Annotated in this window: 18 protein-coding genes; 9 read left to right on the top strand and 9 right to left on the bottom strand. The window is 36.3% G+C overall.

Going from position 1 to position 19297, the window contains the following annotated elements; genetic code table 11:
• Nucleotides 1-88 precede the first annotated feature (88 nt).
• From motA to ACN6MX_RS15100, 4 genes are all read left to right on the top strand, one after another.
• Nucleotides 89-892, top strand: a complete 804-nt coding sequence (motA, locus tag ACN6MX_RS15115; RefSeq protein ID WP_419959665.1) for a flagellar motor stator protein MotA — start codon at nucleotides 89-91, stop codon at nucleotides 890-892.
• Nucleotides 876-1649 carry a flagellar motor protein MotB gene (gene motB, locus ACN6MX_RS15110; protein ID WP_419959664.1) on the top strand — a complete coding sequence of 258 codons (774 nt, stop codon included), beginning with the start codon at nucleotides 876-878 and terminating at the stop codon, nucleotides 1647-1649. Before motA ends, motB begins: the two co-directional genes overlap by 17 nt.
• Nucleotides 1650-1757: 108 nt before the next feature.
• Complete coding sequence (locus ACN6MX_RS15105; RefSeq protein ID WP_419959663.1) at nucleotides 1758-2858, top strand: carbohydrate kinase; 1101 nt, start codon at nucleotides 1758-1760, stop codon at nucleotides 2856-2858.
• Nucleotides 2855-3766 carry a pseudouridine-5'-phosphate glycosidase gene (locus tag ACN6MX_RS15100; RefSeq protein WP_419959662.1) on the top strand — a complete coding sequence of 304 codons (912 nt, stop codon included), beginning with the start codon at nucleotides 2855-2857 and terminating at the stop codon, nucleotides 3764-3766. Before ACN6MX_RS15105 ends, ACN6MX_RS15100 begins: the two co-directional genes overlap by 4 nt.
• A gap of 463 nt (nucleotides 3767-4229) precedes the next feature.
• Here the strand turns inward: ACN6MX_RS15100 and ACN6MX_RS15095 are convergent, their stop codons facing one another.
• On the bottom strand, nucleotides 4230-4451 hold the full coding sequence (locus ACN6MX_RS15095; RefSeq protein ID WP_419959661.1) for a DUF1128 domain-containing protein: 222 nt from the start codon (nucleotides 4449-4451) through the stop codon (nucleotides 4230-4232).
• A 65-nt stretch (nucleotides 4452-4516) separates the two neighbouring features.
• Nucleotides 4517-4723 (bottom strand): hypothetical protein, encoded by a 207-nt coding sequence (locus ACN6MX_RS15090; RefSeq protein ID WP_419959660.1) that lies wholly within the window; start codon nucleotides 4721-4723, stop codon nucleotides 4517-4519.
• Nucleotides 4724-4935: 212 nt separating this feature from the next.
• Between ACN6MX_RS15090 and ACN6MX_RS15085 the strand changes: the two genes are divergently transcribed.
• Both ACN6MX_RS15085 and ACN6MX_RS15080 read left to right on the top strand, forming a co-directional pair.
• Nucleotides 4936-5319 carry a YtxH domain-containing protein gene (locus tag ACN6MX_RS15085; RefSeq protein WP_419959659.1) on the top strand — a complete coding sequence of 128 codons (384 nt, stop codon included), beginning with the start codon at nucleotides 4936-4938 and terminating at the stop codon, nucleotides 5317-5319.
• A 26-nt stretch (nucleotides 5320-5345) separates the two neighbouring features.
• On the top strand, nucleotides 5346-6317 hold the full coding sequence (locus tag ACN6MX_RS15080; RefSeq protein WP_419959658.1) for a YihY/virulence factor BrkB family protein: 972 nt from the start codon (nucleotides 5346-5348) through the stop codon (nucleotides 6315-6317).
• A gap of 964 nt (nucleotides 6318-7281) precedes the next feature.
• Here the strand turns inward: ACN6MX_RS15080 and ACN6MX_RS15075 are convergent.
• From ACN6MX_RS15075 to ACN6MX_RS15065, 3 genes are all read right to left on the bottom strand, one after another.
• Nucleotides 7282-9192, bottom strand: a complete 1911-nt coding sequence (locus ACN6MX_RS15075) for a heavy metal translocating P-type ATPase (RefSeq protein ID WP_419959657.1) — start codon at nucleotides 9190-9192, stop codon at nucleotides 7282-7284.
• 144 nt (nucleotides 9193-9336) lie between these two features.
• Nucleotides 9337-10866: a fumarate hydratase gene (locus tag ACN6MX_RS15070; protein WP_419959656.1), complete on the bottom strand. Its 1530-nt coding sequence runs from the start codon at nucleotides 10864-10866 to the stop codon at nucleotides 9337-9339.
• 319 nt (nucleotides 10867-11185) lie between these two features.
• Nucleotides 11186-11371, bottom strand: coding sequence for an SE1561 family protein (locus tag ACN6MX_RS15065; RefSeq protein ID WP_419959655.1), 186 nt, complete (start codon nucleotides 11369-11371; stop codon nucleotides 11186-11188).
• Nucleotides 11372-11765: 394 nt separating this feature from the next.
• Between ACN6MX_RS15065 and ACN6MX_RS15060 the strand changes: the two genes are divergently transcribed.
• The 3 genes from ACN6MX_RS15060 to ACN6MX_RS15050 all read left to right on the top strand — a co-directional run bounded on the left by ACN6MX_RS15060 (nucleotide 11766) and on the right by ACN6MX_RS15050 (nucleotide 14513).
• A complete protein-coding gene (locus ACN6MX_RS15060) occupies nucleotides 11766-12944 on the top strand; it encodes an MFS transporter (protein ID WP_419959654.1) in 1179 nt (392 codons plus the stop codon).
• Between the two features lie 169 nt (nucleotides 12945-13113).
• Nucleotides 13114-13548, top strand: a complete 435-nt coding sequence (locus ACN6MX_RS15055; RefSeq protein WP_419959653.1) for a hypothetical protein — start codon at nucleotides 13114-13116, stop codon at nucleotides 13546-13548.
• Nucleotides 13545-14513: a DUF2268 domain-containing protein gene (locus ACN6MX_RS15050; RefSeq protein WP_419959652.1), complete on the top strand. Its 969-nt coding sequence runs from the start codon at nucleotides 13545-13547 to the stop codon at nucleotides 14511-14513. The genes ACN6MX_RS15055 and ACN6MX_RS15050 overlap by 4 nt, the downstream gene beginning before the upstream one ends.
• Nucleotides 14514-14571: 58 nt before the next feature.
• On the opposite strand, the gene ACN6MX_RS15045 is transcribed toward ACN6MX_RS15050, so the two are convergent.
• The 4 genes from ACN6MX_RS15045 to ACN6MX_RS15030 all read right to left on the bottom strand — a co-directional run bounded on the left by ACN6MX_RS15045 (nucleotide 14572) and on the right by ACN6MX_RS15030 (nucleotide 19221).
• A complete protein-coding gene (locus ACN6MX_RS15045) occupies nucleotides 14572-15711 on the bottom strand; it encodes a zinc-dependent alcohol dehydrogenase (protein WP_419959651.1) in 1140 nt (379 codons plus the stop codon).
• Nucleotides 15712-15860: 149 nt separating this feature from the next.
• Nucleotides 15861-17234: a 23S rRNA (uracil(1939)-C(5))-methyltransferase RlmD gene (gene rlmD, locus ACN6MX_RS15040; RefSeq protein WP_419959650.1), complete on the bottom strand. Its 1374-nt coding sequence runs from the start codon at nucleotides 17232-17234 to the stop codon at nucleotides 15861-15863.
• A gap of 229 nt (nucleotides 17235-17463) precedes the next feature.
• Nucleotides 17464-18273 carry a polysaccharide deacetylase family protein gene (locus tag ACN6MX_RS15035; protein WP_419959649.1) on the bottom strand — a complete coding sequence of 270 codons (810 nt, stop codon included), beginning with the start codon at nucleotides 18271-18273 and terminating at the stop codon, nucleotides 17464-17466.
• Between the two features lie 51 nt (nucleotides 18274-18324).
• Entirely contained in the window at nucleotides 18325-19221 is an 897-nt protein-coding gene (locus tag ACN6MX_RS15030) for a TIGR01777 family oxidoreductase (protein ID WP_419959648.1), read from the bottom strand.
• Nucleotides 19222-19297 lie beyond the last annotated feature (76 nt).

Here is a 19297-nt window from a genome sequence, read left to right as displayed (position 1 = left end):
ATTTAATATAAACATTAGGTCGATTTTTATTAAAAAAATATTATTATAGCCGAAATAAAGGAAAGAAATAGAATGTGGGGGAAGTTGAATGGATAAGTCTACAGTATTCGGTTTAATAATAGGAATAGTGTCATTAGCTGTTGGTATGGTATTAAAGGGGGCAGGTTTAGCAAGCTTATTAAACCCAGCTGCAATTTTAATCATCATATTTGGGACAATTGCCACGGTTGTCATAGGGTTTCCAACAAATGAGTTGAAAAGGATACCTAAGCTTTTTGGAGTTATTTTTAAAGAGACAAAGCTAGTACCTGATGTGGAAGTTATTAAAATGTTTTCAAGTTTGGCAGATCTTGCGCGTAGAGAAGGATTATTGGCATTAGAAAGTAAAACAACAGATGTAGAAGACCCATTTTTAAAAAATGGCTTGACATTGGCTATTGATGGACAAAATGCAGATTATATTCGTGATGTCTTGACAGAAGAAATTGATGCATTAGAGGAAAGACATTCTGGAGGAGCCCAAATTTTTACACAAGCAGGTACATATGCGCCTACTCTAGGTGTACTTGGTGCAGTAGTTGGACTTATTGCAGCCTTAGGTGATATGAGTGATATCGATAAATTAGCGCACGCCATTTCTGCAGCATTTATAGCGACACTTCTAGGTATTTTCACTGGTTATGTTTTATGGCATCCATTTGCAAATAAATTAAAACGTAAATCTAAACAAGAAGTTAGACAAAAGACAATGATGCTCGAAGGTATACTTTCTGTATTAGAAGGAGATGCTCCCCGGGTTATTGAACAAAAACTGGCTTCTTATTTATCTATGTCAGAGCGCAAAAAAGTCTTAGAGGAAAGCGGGGAGGCTGGCCTTGGCAAAGAAGCGTAAGAAGCATAAACATGAAGAGGAAGTAAGCGAAGCATGGCTTCTTCCATATTCCGATGTTTTAACCTTATTGTTAGCCTTATTTATCGTATTGTTTGCTTCAAGTTCTGTAGATCAGCAAAAGTTGGAACAAATGTCACAAGCTTTTAACCAGGTGCTCGATGGAGGCACCGGCATTTTCGAACAGCCTTCTCCTGTTGAGATGCCTGATGCCCCTAATGATTCAGGTCAGGGCGAAGATGGGGAGAGTACTGCATATATGGAAGATCAGCAAGCACTTGCGGAAATTCAAGACAGCGTGGATGAATATATAGCAGTAAATGCTCTAGAAAAACAATTCGTTACGAAACTTACGGATGAAGGCTTACTTGTTACAATAAGAGATAGTATATTATTCGATACTGGCGAAGCTGAAGTAAAAGGTGAGTATCGTCAAATTGCGGAAGATATCTCTGATCTACTTGTGTTCGATCCTCCTAGAAACGTTGTTATCACTGGTCATACTGATAATATTCCTATCTCTAGTAGTGAGTATTCTTCCAACTGGGAGTTAAGTGTCATGCGTTCAGTGAATTTCCTAAAGATATTAGCAGCTAAAAACACAATAGATCCGCTATATTTTAGTGCAAAAGGTTACGGTGAATTTAGACCGGTAGCTTCGAACGATACCCCGGCAGATCGAGCAAAAAATAGAAGAGTTGAAGTATTAATTCAGCCACTTGTTTTAGAGGATGGTACTTTGAACGATCAGCCTGAATAAAGATTGAAACTGACAACAAAATAATGGTTGTCAGTTTTTATTTGACTTTTTAAAACAAAAGTTTATAATTAAAACAAAAGTTCGCAACAAAAGGGAGGTGTACGCAAAATGAATACAAAAGAAATTAGTATTTTAAAATACCTGCGAGAAAATCCATATGCATCTCAAATGGAAATAGCAAATGAACTAAACATGTCTAGACCAGCAGTTGCTAATATTATTTCCCAATTAATTAAAAATGGAAACATTACAGGAAGAGCTTATATTTTACCCGAGAACAAAGAAATTATTTGTATTGGCGGAGCGAACGTAGACCGGAAATATACATTGATCAAAGATCTCCAAATGGGTACATCTAATCCTACGTCTAGCCTACAAAGCGTAGGTGGAGTTGCAAGGAATATTGCAGAAAACTTAGGAAGATTAGGACATGCTGTACGACTGTTATCTGTTGTTGGGACAGACATGGAATATGAAGCTATTGAAAAAGCCTCTAGTAATTGGATTAACTTATTTTCCGTTGAAAAGTTACCAAATTACACAACAGGAACATATTCGGCAGTACTAGATTCGAATGGCGAAATGCTTCTAGCTTTAGCAAATATGGATATTTATGAACAGTTGACTGTAGATTATTTAAAAAAACATGAAGCTCATTTAACGAATGCTCAGCTTATCATTATAGACATGAACTGCTCGAAAGAAGTGATTGAATATATACGAACTGTTGCGATTGGACATAATATACCTTTGGCTTTAATACCTGTATCCTCCCCGAAGATGGATAGAATGCCTGAATCATTAGAGGGGATAGAATGGTTAATAGCCAATAAAGATGAAGCAGAAATGTATTTACGTATGAGTATTGAGGATAAAGAATCATGGAAAGAAGCAACAAGGCTCTTTGTACAAAAGGGTATTTCACATGTAGTTATAACCTGGGGTAGTGAGGGCACAATGTACGCAGGCAGTGACTTGGAAACATCCTATTTTCCAGCAATAGAGGTAAAAGATGTAGTTGATGTAACTGGTGCAGGAGATGCTTTTGTGTCTGCAACCTTATACGCTTGGTTGAGTGGTGAAGATATTCCAAAAACGATCCAAACAGGTATGATGAACGCAAGTAAAACTATTCGCTCAAGCGATACGGTACGAACAGAGCTTTCCCGAAATAACTTAACTAATGAGATGGAGGAAAATACACAATGAAACAATATATCACTTATTCAGAAGAAGTAGCAAAAGGTATGCAAGAAGGAAAGGCTATCGTTGCGCTAGAATCGACAATTATCTCTCATGGTATGCCATACCCTCAAAATGTAGAAACAGCTAGAAAGGTTGAGCAAATCGTACGTGATAATGGTGCTGTTCCAGCGACTATTGCTATCATGGACGGAAAGATTAAAATTGGTTTATCCGATGAAGAATTAGAAACGTTGGGAACAAGCAAAAATGCTAGAAAAACTTCTAGAAGAGATCTTGCCTATGTTATATCTTCAAAAGAAATTGGTGCCACTACAGTAGCAACAACAATGATTTGTGCAGAAATGGCGGGCATTAAGCTATTTGTTACAGGTGGAATTGGTGGTGTTCATAGAGGCGCAGAAACAACTATGGACATCTCAGCTGATTTAGAAGAACTTGCAAATACAAATGTTGCAGTAGTATGTGCAGGTGCAAAATCTATTTTAGATATAGGTTTAACATTGGAGTACTTAGAAACTAAAGGTGTTCCAGTAGTAGGATACCAAACTGATTCATTCCCAGCATTTTATACAACAACAAGTGAATTCGATGCGAACTTCCGTTTAAACAATGAAAAAGAAGTAGCAGAAATGTTGAAAGCTAAATGGGACCTTGAGTTAAATGGAGGAGCAGTAATTGCAAATCCTATTCCTACAGAACATTCATTGGAAGAGTCTTATATTAATACTATTATCGAATCAGCTCTACAAGAAGCAGAAGAAAATGGTATTAAAGGAAAAGACGTAACACCGTTCATGCTAGGAAAAGTAAAAGAACTAACTGAAGGTAAATCTTTAGAGGCTAATATTGAACTTGTATACAACAATGCTCGTGTTGGTTCTAAAATCGCAGTTGAATTAAACAATCTATAAGAGAAGAAGCTATCTATTGTCATTTGGAGACAATAGATAGCTTTTTTATATAGTGAAAGTTCATTTGTAGACTAGATTTACTTTTCTACACAGATATGCGTTTGCCACGTGCTACGGGTTAAATCTAAAAATGGATAAGTTTCCCTTTCCGCAAGTAAACCTCCATCAAGAGCAAGCAAATGTATAAAGAGAGCAAATAACATACAGAGAATAGCAAGTAAACTCCTTGTGGGGGAAAGTAAACGTCTGGTCTTCGCAAGTAAAGGTCTATGTACATGAGTCTTTAAGATGGTTATTTTTAGCTTCTTCATCCTTTATGAAATCTTATTCTCCACGTTACTGCGGATTGGAAGGACGACTTCCCCGCAAAAAAAATCCACCTGAAACAGGAATGGTTAGTATATGCTATATAAAAAATTGGTCGTGAAATTAATTCACGACCAACCTTTTTAAATAGTATTACTTATTTTCTTAAGTTTCCAAGTTCAGATGCAATTGCTTGCATTTCACTTGGACTGAAAGTATTTCGTTTCTTAACCATTTCGTATAAGTATACAAGATCTTCATATTGTGTTGCATTGAAATCTTCTGATCTCATCGCGTCTACATTGACCATACGAAGCTTCTCTTTAATTGTTTCAATCATATACGTTACATTTTCTGCTGAGGGTTGTGATAGATTCATCCGTTGTAACCTGCCTTTCATACATTAGAATTAATCATTTCACGCTATGCCTACAATGTCAAACACTAAATAGATTTTGCAGCCTCTTTTTCTTCTTTTAACTTCTCTTGAATTTTTTTCGTTTCATAAATAATTACTCCAGAAAGTCCGAGAAGGCTGATTAAGTTATGGAAGGCCATTAGTGCATTGGTCCTCAAATAAATACCAGTAGTTACTATTAATACAAGAAGGAGGATTCCCCATAAAAAGGTTGATACGGAACAAAAAATCATTCAATTTTTCCATCGACAATAACACCCAAGTTATTTATTTTTTATCAAAATGAAATCAATCATCCTTCCAATTTTTTTGTACTTATTACAATACTCGTAAAATTATGAGTACTAGTCAATACTATTTTTTAAATAACTGAAAATATTGTTTGATTCTATTTTTGTGAGGGTATAATTAAAATATCTATATAGTTAATTTGGAGGTAATTTGGATGAGTGAAAATAAATTTGTAAAAGGCATTATATATGGTGCAGTTGTAGGTGGAGCTCTCACGATGCTCGATAGAAAAACCAGAGATTCAGTTATGAATAAAACAAGATATATTCGAAATGAAATTCAATATTACAGTAAAAATCGAGAAGAGTTAAAGACAAATATCGAACAACAAGTAGCAAAATGGAAGTCTGTTTATGATCAGTTTTCATCGGATGCAACATATTTAACCGAAAAAGTGAAAGAGGCTAAAGAAATCACACCTCAAGTGAAAACAATATTAACTGATACAAAAGATACATTTTCCCAATCAAAAGAAGAGTATAAATCAATAGTAGTTCCTGAGAAGGAAGAAAAAAGTATCTTTGAACCAAAAAAGTAATAACTGCTCAGAAGGGGGAGGATGGAGTGAAATTGTTTCATGAAACAAAAGAAAATAAAAAAACTTCATCCTTAAGCAACAGTTGGTTTGAGAAGTTAAAATTTCTAAATTTAAAAAAGAAGGAAAAGAAGGAAGATGTGCATCATGATGTAACTACATGGTCAGGTTACATAAAGCATTTAATACTACATATTCAGAAAACGGATATTGCAGGTTTTGCTGCTCAATTAGCCTATTTTTTCCTATTATCTCTATTTCCATTATTAATTTTCATAATAACTTTGCTGCCTTACTTAAACTTAGATGAAGCACAAGTCTTCCGTCTATTAGAAAACTATGCTCCTGAGGACGTATATATCCTTATTGAGGGTACATTAACTGAAGTTTTAGCAAATAGGAATGGTGGATTGCTATCTATCGGGATTATCGGTACAATTTGGTCTGCTTCTAATGGGATGAATGCAATAGTTAAGTCATTAAACCGATCATATAAACTAGAAGAAACAAGACCATATATCGTCGTTAGATTATTATCCATCATATTTACGTTATTAATGATAATGTTATTTATGGTAGCACTAGTATTACCGGTCTTCGGTCAACAAATTGGTACAATTTTATTTTCCTACTTTGGTTTTGAAGATAGCTTTGTGAAGTTTTGGAATAGTTTAAGGTGGACGATTAGTCCATTGATCATGTTTATTGTATTGATCGCCTTGTACTGGATTGTTCCGAATACAAAACTTTTCTTAAGAAGTGTACTACCAGGAGCTGCTTTTGCAGCTTTTGGTTGGATTATCGTATCATTAGGATTCTCCTTTTATATTAGTAATTTCGCTAACTACTCATCGACTTATGGAAGTATCGGAGGAATAATCGTATTAATGTTATGGTTATATATTTCGGGTATCATTCTGTTAGTCGGTGGTCAAGTAAATGCAGTTATGCAAGAACGTAAAATAGCATTAGAAAAAAAAGAAGCAGAAGGACGCATTTAATTGCATTCCTTCTGTTTCTTTTTTAAAGGATAGGAAAGTATATAAAGATGTCCTATGAACACTGAGTTCCCGATACTTTTAAGGATGAATAAAACTGCTGATTTTCGTTTCAGGTGGGGAACAAAAGCTAAGAACGCCACCTCTCAAAGGGAAGGCAATCTAAGTTCGCCGCGTCCTGCTGCAACGATTGCATAACCTACATCCTGTGGGTCCAGGCGCCTTCGTGACCACCGTCCTGTTGGCCCTCGCGGGGTGAGCGATGGGCCATCACCACAGCTTGCGCGTCGATCTAATGTTTCATCTGTCTCACTCATCCCGTCGAAGTCGCCACCTTGCACTACAATCAATATAACGAGTAGTACTTCACTATAAAATTTGACAATGCATATCGATAAAAACAGGATTTGACCTTAAAGAACCGGGAAAGGTTTTTCTAAAAAGATGAGAAAGTAATAAAAAGTCTCGTGCACACTGGTTTGTGACACTTTCAGAAATAGCTAAGGTGATAAGATTGTTCAAATTTTAGATGGTAATAAAATTATTTGTAATTGCTTTTGAATTAGAAATGCTATTATCCAATAATAAATGGAGAGAGTAGATTTCTGATATTCTAGTGGAAATAAAGAGATGTAGTAAGTGTTTTTTCAATAAAGAAGCGAAATAGCGAACGAAATTGCATCATCGAGAGCTTACTCTATGAATAAGAAAGTAACTTATCTCTAGTTATCCAAAAATGCACTAACCTGTTTCTAAAAGTTGTATAAGGGTGAAGGACACAGATACAAGCCATAAAATTATCGAAAAAAAGGGACGCTAGTTGGTTGTGACGGACGTCACAACCAACTAGCGTCCTTAAAAATTCAATCGGTAATCATATAGCAAAACGTCTGTCCAAAGCCCTTCGGAAACGATAGAAACAGGTTTGACCTTAGAGGACTGGGCATTTTTTGCCCGATTTTTCTTATTATATATTTCTATTCAGCATTCGCAATCCATTTAATATAACTAAAATAGTACTGCCTTCATGACCAATAACTCCTAATGGCAGGTCTACCACTTGCAAAAAGTTGGAGACTATTAAAAGTGCAATCACCGTAATTGAAAATACGATGTTCTGTTTAACAATTCGACGCATTTTACGTGACATTTTCACGGAATACGCAATTTTTGACAAATCATTTTTCATTAAAACGATATCTGCAGTTTCTAGTGCCACATCTGAACCTTCTCCCATGGCAAATCCAGTAGTCGCAGTTGCAAGTGCTGGAGCATCATTGATACCATCACCGACCATACCAACAAAGCTATGCTCCTTAAGTAATTCTTTCATATGCTTAACTTTAGTTTCTGGTAAACATTCAGCAATATATTGATCAATTCCAGCTTCTTTAGCAATAACGCTTGCTGTTTTTTCATTGTCACCTGTAAGCATTACTGTTTTAATACCTAGTGATTGGAGATGCTTAATAGCGGCTTTTGCTTCTTCTCGAACTGTGTCCTTTAATGCAGCAACAGCAGCGATGCCTTTTTCATCTCGCATGAAGATGACCGTTTTTCCTTCTTCTGTAAGAGAGGAAGCAATTCCGTTATAAAAGGAAAATGCATCGTTTTTATTTACAAAATCAGGTTTTCCTACTAATACTGTTTCTCCTTCAATTGTAGCCTGTATTCCAAATCCAGGTTTATCTTCAATATGGATTAGCGGAAGATGTCCAATCCCTTCTGATTTAGCAAATGCTGTAATTGCTTGAGCTAGTGGGTGATTGGATTGACCCTCGATGGTTGCAAGTGTTGTTAAAGTTGATATTCTATCTAAATCTGATCGAACAAAAAAATCTGTAACGACTGGTTTACCGGTTGTTAGTGTTCCTGTTTTGTCTAATGCGATTGCTTTCATTTCACTGACGTTTTCTAAGTGTACGCCACCTTTGAATAATATTCCGACTTTTGCGCCGTTCGAAATTGCTGCTAAAGTAGCTGGCATAATGGCTGCCACAAGCGCACAGGGTGATGCTACTACTAATAGAACCATCGCGCGGTAGAAAGTAGTATTCCAGTCCCAACCAAGTAAAAAGTGAGGAAGGAATAACATGAATGCTACTGCAACCAATACGATTTTTACATACGTACTTTCAAAACGCTCTATAAATTGTTGTGCAGGAGATTTTTCATCTTGAGCAGATTGGACGAGATTGATAATCTTTTGGAAAAGTGAGTCTTTGTTTGCCTTCGTCATTTCCATTGTAATAGCACCGCTCATATTAACTGTTCCGGCAAATAGTTCATCATGTAGCTGTTTAGTTACAGGAATAGATTCACCACTTATTGCAGATTCGTCAATTGCAGTCGTGCCACTTATTACTTTGCCGTCTGCTGGGACTCGTTCACCCGGTTTTACAACAAGCTGATTACCAATAACCAGCTCACTTACTGCGATGCGTGAAGTAGTGCCATCATTATTTAATCGTAATGCCTCTTCTGGTTGAAGCTCCATGAGAGAGGAAATTTCCTTTTTACTTTTATTCATCGTGTATGTTTCTAGTGCACCACTTATTGCGAATATAAATATTAAGATTGCACCTTCCGTCCAATAGCCGATGATGGAAGATCCTATTGCTGCTAATATCATCAGCAACTCCACGTTTAACTCTTTTTCTTTAAATGTTTCTATTAAACCTTCTTTGGCTTTTGCATATCCACCTATTGCAAATGCTAGTAAGTAGAAAATGATCGATGATGTTTCTTGCTGTGCATTACCTAAAAGCCATGCTATTAGAATAAGTATGCCAGAAAAAAGAGCTGCCACCAATTCTGCATTGGTCAGTATAGGTGTAAGAAAAGTTGGGGTAGATTTTCTTTCGGTTATCGTTGTCATATAAAAACCTCCTTGATAATGAATTTCAATATTAATAAGCTATATAAATGAAGAAAATGGATTTCCTATGGGAAATCCATTTTATATTTATTACTAATTTATAATTATTATAATCTAGGAGGTTTTATAAGTCAACCAATTACATTAGCTAAAAACTTTTTCCTTATAGGCGGAAAGTTTTTCTAGTGAAGACTTGTCCACATCTGCATGTAGGCTGTTGCCATGGGAGTCCATTGTTACAACTGCTGTGAATTTTTCAACACGAAGATGCCACATTGCTTCTGGGATACCAAACTCCATCAGGTCCACACCTTCTACGCCTTTAATACAATCTGCATAATACTGGGCAGCCCCGCCGATTGCATTCAAGTAAACTCCGCCATGTTCAGCAAGAGCAGCAAGTGTTTTTGGACCCATTCCACCTTTACCGATGACTGCACGGATACCAAATTTTTTCATAATATCACCTTGGTAAGGTTCTTCACGTATAGATGTAGTAGGACCTGCAGCACGTACATGCCAGTCTCCAGCTTCATCTTTTTGCATAACTGGACCACAGTGATAAATAATCTGTCCATTTAAGTCTACTGGTGCATCATGGCTCATCAAGTGATGATGTATTGCGTCACGACCTGTATACATACGACCAGTGATCGACACGACATCCCCTACCTGTAGCTCACGAATTTGTTTTTCTGTAATAGGTGCTTGTAATTCAACTACTTTTTTTGGAGCCTCTTCAGAAGATTGGTTCTTGAACTCAATTTTCTCTCCATCTTGGTAATGCCATTCGATAATTTCTCCTGTAGTTGGGTTGATATTAATAGCCATACGACGGTAAGCCCAACAATTATAAGCAACAGAAACATAGAAACTTGCAGGAATACGGTGCATTACCCCAATTTTACAGCCGAGTAAAGTAGCCTCTCCACCGAAGCCCATTGTACCAATACCTAGTGTATTAGCTTTTTCCACTATATATTGCTCTAATTTTGCTAAGTCGGGATTTGGATTAGTATCCTCTACGTGACGGAATAATTGTTCTTTTGCTAAATCATAGCCGGAAGAACGGTCGCCACCGATTCCTACTCCGATGAATCCAGCTGAACAGCCTTGTCCTTGTGCCTGATATACAGAATGTAAAATACATTTACGAATTCCATCTAAGTCACGTCCAGCTCGACCTAATCCTTCTAATTCAGTTGGCAGGCTATATTGAATATTTTTGTTTTCACAGCCGCCACCTTTTAAAATAAGCTTCATTTCAATATAGTCATTTTCCCATTGTTCAAACTTCACAACAGGAAGCCCATCCCCCAAGTTATCTCCGCTGTTAGTACCAGTTAATGAGTCAACAGCATTAGGACGAAGCTTTGCATCTTTAGTAGCAGTAGCAATAGCGCGTTTAATAGCAGCTTTAATTTCTAATTGGTTTACGCCAATTGGTGTTTTAATCTTGAACGTTGGTAAACCAGTATCTTGGCAAATAGGAGAAATATTATCATCGGCCATTTGAATATTATTTGTAATCGTATCTAGACTCATCGCTGCACGGGTACCAGCATTTTCTGCCGCTTTTGCTTTTTTGATCGCACGACGAACGTCCTTCGGTAAATTTGTAGAAGTTTCGGTAATCAAATCGTAAATACTTTTCTCTAATTGCTCCAATTGCATGATGCAACCGCTCCTTTTATATGTACGTAGATAACAAACATTACAAGTATACTATTTTATTAGGATGAAAAAAAGAGTCGCTGGGGGAATAAATGCTTGGGAATTAGAGTTTGCATTCGGTAAGTTACAGAAAAAAAATAGCCATCCGCCAGGGAAACTGACTTAACCGCTCACGAGCAAGGGCCATGCGCCCGCGAACCAATCGAATGCCAGGGAAACTGACTTATCCGCCCGGCAGCAAGAGCTATAGTCCCGAGAACAGCCGCCATGCGCCTCCAAATAAAAAAAGTTCGGAATGGATTCATTCCGAACTTCTTATTTATTCGTTTGTGTTTTTAAATTGCTCCATTTTTAACTCAAGGTCATCCATCATTTGAATCAGACGGTCTATATCTTCAAGTTCTGTTGTTTCAGGCTCGATTGAGTCTAATACTTCTAAAAACATCTGTAGTCGATCTTTTAAATAAGATACTTGTTGTTCTGGATTTGAAATATGATTACCCACAGAAAAACACCTCACTTTATATGTATAGGATAAAGGAAATTGTAAAGAAAAGATAGGTCTAAAGAGTTAATTTAATGATTTGTATATTTACAATCTTTACAATATTCTGTTTATATGATAAAGTATCTTTAAGGTACATAGAAGGGAGGCCGTAGTGAATAGTCGACCATTCTATTAGTTAGAAGGAGGGTGTTTAGACATTTCACCGGCAAACTAGCCGAAAATGCAATTATGAATATACAAGTGAATAATAGTTATATGTAAAGGTTCAGTCCATTATCTTACAGAGATATCGGCTGAGCCTTTTGTTGTGTAAATTTATATATTAACAATACTTATTCTCTGCTAAACTAAACCTATTAGATAATTAGTTTGGATAAAAAGAGGTATTACTATGCATGAATTTACAATAGAAGAAAAAAAACGTTTTAGAATTTTAGTCATAATCGTTTCGATATCTGGTTTTTCACAAGGAATGTTGCTTCCTTTAATATCTGTTATTTTTGAACAGGATGGTATTAGTGCTACTTTAAATGGATTAAGTGCAACTGGATTATACATAGGTACGTTAATGATTTCCCCGTTTATGGAACCACCTTTACGAAAATTTGGTTATAAGCCGATTATTATTATCGGTGGACTTCTTGTTATTTTGTCCTTAATGCTATTCCCTTTGTGGAAAAGTGTTGCCTTTTGGTTTGTTTTGCGGTTATTGATCGGAATTGGTGATCATGCACTTCACTTTTCGACGCAGACTTGGATTACTAGCTTTTCACCACAGCATCGTTTAGGTAGAAATATAGCTATTTATGGATTATCGTTTGGAGTAGGTTTTGCAGTTGGACCATTATTTGTCCAGTTGGTGGAGGTCTTTGAAGGTTTACCGTTTATTATTTCGAGTGTTCTTTGTTTATGTGCTTGGGTTCTTGTATTTTTCGTTAAAAATGAAAGGCCAGAAGTTTTTACTGATAGTGCATCGTTAGCAGGGACTTGGAAACGCTTTGGAGCAGCATTTGCGGTTGCTTGGATAGCGTTCATACCGCCGTTTAGCTATGGTTTTTTAGAATCCACTTTAAACGCAATCTATCCTGTATATGCATTACGTAATGCTCTGGATGTTACGGATCTTTCTTATATATTAGCCGCTTTTTCCATCGGTGGTGTCGTGTCACAGTTGCCATTAGGGGTACTAAGTGACCGTATTGGTAGAAGAAAAGTGCTGATTTTCGCACTCGCGTTAGGCTCAGTGACATTTGGAGTTGGCAGTATGTTCGAAACATCTGCAATAGTAATAGGAAGTTTATTTTTTATTGCAGGTACCTTTGTGGGCTCTACATTTTCACTTGGAATTTCGTATATGACCGATCTTACACCAAAAGAATTACTTCCAACAGGCAATTTACTTTGTGGAATTTTCTTCAGTATGGGAAGTTTATCAGGACCTTTTTTAGGTGGTCTTTTTATTCAATTATTTGATGGCATAAGTTTCTTAGTTCTTATAGCCCTTTTGTTAGGGTCATTAGCCCTTCTGTTATTCATCGCAAATCCACAGAAAAATGTTCGATTGATATAGAAGCGGTAATATTGGGAAATAAAACTTTAATAAAAAGCACTATGGCTCATTTTTAAGAAAGAGCCTTAGTGCTTTTTTTCATAAAGAAAAAAGTAGTGGAACTTTTCTGTTAATTAACCGTATTACTATTAAAAGAAACCACTTAAAACAAAAGTAGGGAGGGAAGGTGTTGAAATCAATTATAGAAATAAAGTATAGAAATTTGCTTGTATACTTATTTTTGGTAACTTTTGGAATAGTTACGTATTCCTTAGATTTATTTCCCGGTGGACATAAAGTGGATTATATTAATGCACAATCTGTAACAATAACAAAAATCGGTATTATTCAAGAAGAGCAATATAACATTAAGTTTACAGAAGATAATAAACTGAAGTTTGCACTCTTGGAATCGGAAATTATTTTTCTTAAAACGCTTTGGCTTATGGGAATTATTGTTTTTTCCACATGGTTCATAAGCATTTTTAATTTGATTGAAAGGAAGGAATCTAAACCTGCTTTTATAATATCAGCTATTTTTTTGGTTATTTTTGTCATGGCTACTTTTGTTTATATGGAGAGATTAAATTTTGTGAAGAAAGTGATTGGAGAGTTAATTGTATGAAAAAAATATATAGATTTGTGAATCTAATAACCACTCTTATAATTTTAGCTAGCTGTTCTAATGAGACAGAAAAAATTGAAAACCCTCCAAAACCTATTATTAGTAGTCCAGAAATTTATAAAGAAGGAGAACAAGAATTTGAAATTTATACCTATTATCAACCATTCCTAGATTTTTTAGAGCAAGCGGAAAAACAACCAGATAATGGAGAAGAGATTTATCGAGAAACTGTACTGAAATCCTTTAAAGATAACGGTTTTAGTTATACTGATTTTAATCAAGATATTTTTAATACTCCTAGTGATTTGGTAGAACTTAGGAAAACTATAGTGGCATTAATCGATAAGCAAGTTGAACTGAATACATCCATTAAAGAAGCATTAGCAACCTCCGTCGATAGTCTCCAAGGAGGCGACAAAAAGATTCATATCATGCCAACTATTCCTGAAATGTCTTACTCTATAAATGATATAGGGCTTACGTCAGGATACGCCTGGAATAAAAATAATATCGTTCTTTTAGTAGGTCCATCATTTCAAAAAGGCGATTTACAATATACGGTTGCTCATGAGTATCACCATGTTGTTTACATGGAAACTGCAGGTAGCAGTTGGTATACGTTGTTAGAACAAAGTGTAGTGGAGGGTAAAGCAGATACTTTCGCAAGTATGTTATATCCTAAAGTGGATGCACCGTGGATTGAACCATTTACAAACATAGAGAATAAAAAAGTACTGGGGATTTTCAGTGCTAATTTAGATTCGACTAACACGGATCTCACTATAGATTTTCTTAATGGAAACCAGTGGAAGGGGATACCAATGTGGTCAAGATACAAAATTGGCTATCAAATTATGGAAGCATTTCGGACAAATTATCCAAATATGGCGGTAGAAGAATGGACTAAAATTCCAGCAAAAGAAATACTGGAAAAAAGTAATCTTTTGAGTATTGAAAAGGAGTAAAAGGAAAATGTGGACAGACATTTCATCAAAGTCTGTCCACTAAATAACCTCAAAACTATTAAGGTTTCAATACAAACTTAATACTCTCGTCTTCATGATCATGGAAGGTTTTATAAGCATCACTTGCCTTATCTAGTGGCACACTGTGTGTAATAATTTCCCTCGGATCAAATTCACCTTTTGTTATCATGTCATATAGCTTAGGCATGTAGTGAATGACTGGTGCTTGTCCCATTTTGAGGGTTACATTCCGTTCAAAAATACTTCCAAGAGGAAACATATTATAGAGTGCACCGTAAACCCCAGTCAATTGAATCGTACCAAATTTTCTAACTGCGTTTAAGCCGATGTCAATGGCACTCAATGTTCCGCCTTGAAGCTTCAGTTTTTGTTCTACTTTTTCCATGGCATTCAATTTGCCATCCATTCCTACACAATCGATGACAATATCAACTCCACCATGAGTGATTTCTTTAATATGGCCACCCATATCATCATAATCATCAAAATTATATGGTTCCACTTTGTTCATGTTGACTGCATGATTGAGGCGATAAGGTAGATGATCTACAGCAATTACTCGCTTTGCGCCTTTCATCCAAGCAAATTTTTGAACCATCAATCCGATAGGACCCGATCCGAGCACTGCAACGGTATCGCCGGACTTCATACCTGAATTTTCTACACTCCAATAGGCAGTAGGAAGTACGTCTGATAAAAATAATAATGATTCATCTTCTAGTTCACATGATTCGGGAATAACAAAAGGCATGAAATTTCCATATGGTACTCGTAAAAACTCTGCCTGTCCTCCTGGGTAATTGCCATAACGCTCTGTATAACCTAGATATCCACCTGAATCCACCACAGGGTTATCATTTGAATTGTCACACTGACTCTCCAAATCATTTTGACAATAAAAACATTCACCGCAAGATACATTAAATGGTATAACGACACGGTCTCCCTTTTTCACTTTTGTTACATCAGGTCCCACTTCTTCGACAATACCCATTGGCTCATGTCCAATAACAAAATCCTTTCGAGTTGGTATGGAACCTCTATAAATATGAAGATCAGATCCACAAATTGCAGTTGTTGTAATCCTAACAACTATATCATCTTTTTTTTCTAGTTTCGCATCAGGTACATCTTTTACCTGAATATCCTTTGCTCCTTGAAATGTCACAGCTTTCAAATAATCCCCTCCTACAATAATATGTACACCTTATTGTTTCCCTTAAGGTCTTCAAATAAAACACATAATGATATATTTAGGTTATAAGTAAGTGATCCAAGATCTATCAAAAAAGCTGACGGAAGAGTTGACTCTCCGACAGCTTCATTTTATTTTAATTCCAATAGTGTTACTGCTTCGACATGGGCAGTTTGAGCAAACATATCAACAGGTTGAATATACTTGATATTGTATATTTCCTTAAGAGCTGCTAAATCCTTTGCAAGTGTTGATGGGTTACATGAAGTGTAAACAAAACGTTTTGGTTTAATATCTAATATCGTTTTTAAAAGTTCATCATCTAACCCTGCACGAGGTGGATCTACTGTTAAGACGTCTGGAACAAATCCTTCGCTTTTCCACTTTTGCAACCAGTGTTGTGCAGTACCATGAACGTATTTTGTGTTTTTAAAGCCATTTCGCTTTGCATTCTTTTTCGCATCTTGGATAGATTCCTCGACGATATCCATACCACGGACTTCTTTTGCATTTTTGGCCAGCCACAATCCAATCGTACCAACACCACAATAAGCATCTACAATTGTTTCTTCACCTGTAAGAGCCGCTGCTTTTTCAATTTCATTGTATAAATGTACAGTTTGTTCGGGATTCAATTGGAAGAAAGCTCGAGCCGATAAGTCAAAAGCTAGCTCTCCAAGTTTTTCATGAATTGTTTCTTTACCATGTAAGTTAAATGTCGTATCCCCAAATACCAGTGAGGTATCTTCTGCATTGATATTCTGACTAATGGACACAATATTAGAATCAATTGCTCGTATTTTTTGTACTAGCTCTTCTTTATGTGTCATTTTCTTTTGAGTTGTTACAAGTGTAACTTGAATTTGTCCAGTTTTCATCCCAGTACGAACGACAATTGTACGGACAATTCCTTTAGAGTTTCTACCATCATATATGGAGATATTTAGCTCTTTAAGAAATCTTTTTATTTCATTAGTTATATGTGTTGTGGCTGGATGTTGAACGGAACAATCGTTAATATCGATTAACATATTGGATTCCTCTGCATATAACCCTGCAATAACTTTGTCACCTAATTCTCTCACTTGAAACTGACTTTTGTTGCGATAATGCCAAGGATTTTCCATACCTATTGTTGCTTTTACATCAATGGTAGGAGCTAATTCTTTCACATAACGTTCCAGGGCTTGTAAAACTAAATCTCTTTTTACAAGTAACTGACTTTCATATGTCATATGTTGCAATTGGCATCCGCCGCATGCTTCATATACCGGGCATGGGGGATTGACACGATGTGGAGAGGCTTCTCTAATTGTTTTAATCTCTGCTTGGGCATATTTTGGATTTACTACTGTTACTTGTGCAGTTACAACCTCTCCTGGAAGTGCTCCTTTTACAAAAACAACGTTGCGTTTAAAAAATCCAACACCTTCTCCATTAATACCAAGTCTTTTAATCGTAAGAGGGAATTCTTGTCCAACCTCTATAACTGTTTTTTCACTCATACCTTCACGTCCTTTATCCCGCTTTAACTTGCAGTAAAATCCCCACTGGAATAGCCAGTGGGGATTAACTCCAAGTAAAAGTCCCTTTTTCAGGTACAAAGACTAAGTACGCCGCTTCCTGCGGCAACGTCTTTGTGACTCACTTCCTGCGAGCCTCAACTAACATTCAGTGAAAACTCATCACTGAATGAAGTTTCCCTTTATAATCATCATTCTATTATAAAGGAGTTTATTCAGGAAGCAAAGTAAGCGGAATATCCAGATTATTCATGTTCAATTCATCTAATGTTCCAAAGGTATAGCCCATTTTTTTCGCCTCTTTGATGAACATCGGTAATCCTTCCGTATTATCCGGAGATACTGTGTGCATTAAGATGATAGCACCAGGATGTATTTGTGACATAAGCTGATCATAGGCATATTTGCCACCTTTTTTCTGATCCCTATGCCAATCAATAAATGCTACAGACCAGAATATATGCTGATATCCCAGGTCATTGGCAGCCTCTAACACTTGTTCATTAAAAGTTCCTTCTGGTGGGCGAGTAACAGTTGTTCTTGTTAATGATGTTAGCTCACTCAAACGGTTATCAAACTTTTGTAATTCTTTTTGGACACCTTCCTTAGAGAGCTTCGCTAAATTTGGATGCCCATAAGAGTGATTACCAATTTGATGTCCCTCTGTAATCATACGCTTTACAAGAGGGGTGGCACTCTCTAAATAATGACCGGTCAAAAAGAATGTAGCCTTAATATTTTCAGCTTTTAGGGTGTCTAAAATACTTTCGGTATAGCCGTTTTCATAGCCATTATCGAATGTAAAATACAGTACTTTTTTATCGGCAGAACCCTTATATATTGCCCCATGTTTTTTAAGCAGAGCATCCATTTCTGGTCCAGCTTCGGCTTGTTGTTCATTTGTCGCCTTTTTTAACCCCCAATGGAATTCCTCCGCTTGTGCAGAGAAAGGTTTGTACATTAATCCAATACTTAAAATGACCGTAGCAATAACGATTCCTACAAAATGAGATTTCCACATAAAAACGCAACCTTTCTTTTTAAGTAGGTTGCGCCAATGAGAGTTAGTTATTCATTTATAAATATCCAGTAATGCACTTTCCAAATTAGGGAATTGGAATGTATAGCCTTCATCTAATAATACTTGTGGTATGACATGTTGACCTTCTAACACAAGCTGACTTTTTTCTCCTAGTACCAACTTTAAAGCAAAAGATGGTACATGAAAATAATTTGGTCTTTTTAAAATGGTTGCTAAAGTTTTTCCAAAGTCTTTCATTTTTTTTGCGTGAGGAGCAGTAATATTAAAGGGACCATTAATAGGATGTTCAATTGCAAATAATAAGGCATTTGCAACATCTTTAACATGCACCCAAGACATCCAATTATCACCGCCTCCAACAGGTCCTCCAACAAAGAGCTTGTAAGGAATTGCCATCAACGGAAGTGCACCTTCTGATTTTCCTAGAATAATGCCAAATCTGCCACAGGCAACACGAATATTAAGCTTTTCGGCACCTTGCGCTTTAAGCTCCCAATCTCTAACTGTCCGAGCCAAAAAGTCAGTTCCAAATTCTTTGGACTTATCGGTATATCTTCTACTGGTAGAGGCTGGATAAATGCCAATTGCACTTGCATTTACTAGCACTTTTGGTTTTACAGTTAAGACATGTAAAATTCGGAGAACTTCATCTGTCGATTCCATGCGACTATCGTAAATTTTACGTTTTTGCTTTTCTGTCCATCGACCATTATTAATCGACTCACCAGCCAGATTTACAACAGCATCAACGCCTTCTAACTGTTTTTCGGGATTTGCATTTTCAGATAGCCATTGTACATACGTTATGCCACGTTCTTTACCCTGTTTTGAACGAGATAATATATAAACTTCATGTCCTTTTTGTAACAGTAAATCTGTTAGTTCTTTCCCTACAAAACCAGTTCCGCCAGTAATTGCAATTTTCATTTGTCACTAACCTCCTTCTTAGCATTATCATAACAGTTCAATCATTTATCACCAACCAACTTATCGGTTATAATTA

Source organism: Psychrobacillus sp. BM2, assembly GCF_048572895.1.
In the GTDB taxonomy this organism is placed as follows: Bacteria; Bacillota; Bacilli; order Bacillales_A; family Planococcaceae; genus Psychrobacillus.
This window is presented reverse-complemented; position numbering and strand designations above follow the sequence as displayed.

Excerpts from the sequence above, each read along its gene's own strand:
- ACN6MX_RS15070 (WP_419959656.1), bottom strand. The coding sequence starts at position 10,866 with ATGCAATTGGAGCAATTAGAGAAAAGTATTTACGATTTGATTACCGAA.
- ACN6MX_RS15050 (WP_419959652.1), top strand. The coding sequence starts at position 13,545 with ATGAAAAAAATATATAGATTTGTGAATCTAATAACCACTCTTATAATT.
- ACN6MX_RS15060 (WP_419959654.1), top strand. The coding sequence starts at position 11,766 with ATGCATGAATTTACAATAGAAGAAAAAAAACGTTTTAGAATTTTAGTC.
- ACN6MX_RS15105 (WP_419959663.1), top strand. The coding sequence starts at position 1,758 with ATGAATACAAAAGAAATTAGTATTTTAAAATACCTGCGAGAAAATCCA.
- ACN6MX_RS15085 (WP_419959659.1), top strand. The coding sequence starts at position 4,936 with ATGAGTGAAAATAAATTTGTAAAAGGCATTATATATGGTGCAGTTGTA.
- ACN6MX_RS15035 (WP_419959649.1), bottom strand. The coding sequence starts at position 18,273 with ATGTGGAAATCTCATTTTGTAGGAATCGTTATTGCTACGGTCATTTTA.
- ACN6MX_RS15100 (WP_419959662.1), top strand. The coding sequence starts at position 2,855 with ATGAAACAATATATCACTTATTCAGAAGAAGTAGCAAAAGGTATGCAA.
- rlmD (WP_419959650.1), bottom strand. The coding sequence starts at position 17,234 with ATGAGTGAAAAAACAGTTATAGAGGTTGGACAAGAATTCCCTCTTACG.
- ACN6MX_RS15030 (WP_419959648.1), bottom strand. The coding sequence starts at position 19,221 with ATGAAAATTGCAATTACTGGCGGAACTGGTTTTGTAGGGAAAGAACTA.
- motA (WP_419959665.1), top strand. The coding sequence starts at position 89 with ATGGATAAGTCTACAGTATTCGGTTTAATAATAGGAATAGTGTCATTA.
- ACN6MX_RS15075 (WP_419959657.1), bottom strand. The coding sequence starts at position 9,192 with ATGACAACGATAACCGAAAGAAAATCTACCCCAACTTTTCTTACACCT.
- ACN6MX_RS15090 (WP_419959660.1), bottom strand. The coding sequence starts at position 4,723 with ATGATTTTTTGTTCCGTATCAACCTTTTTATGGGGAATCCTCCTTCTT.
- ACN6MX_RS15095 (WP_419959661.1), bottom strand. The coding sequence starts at position 4,451 with ATGAATCTATCACAACCCTCAGCAGAAAATGTAACGTATATGATTGAA.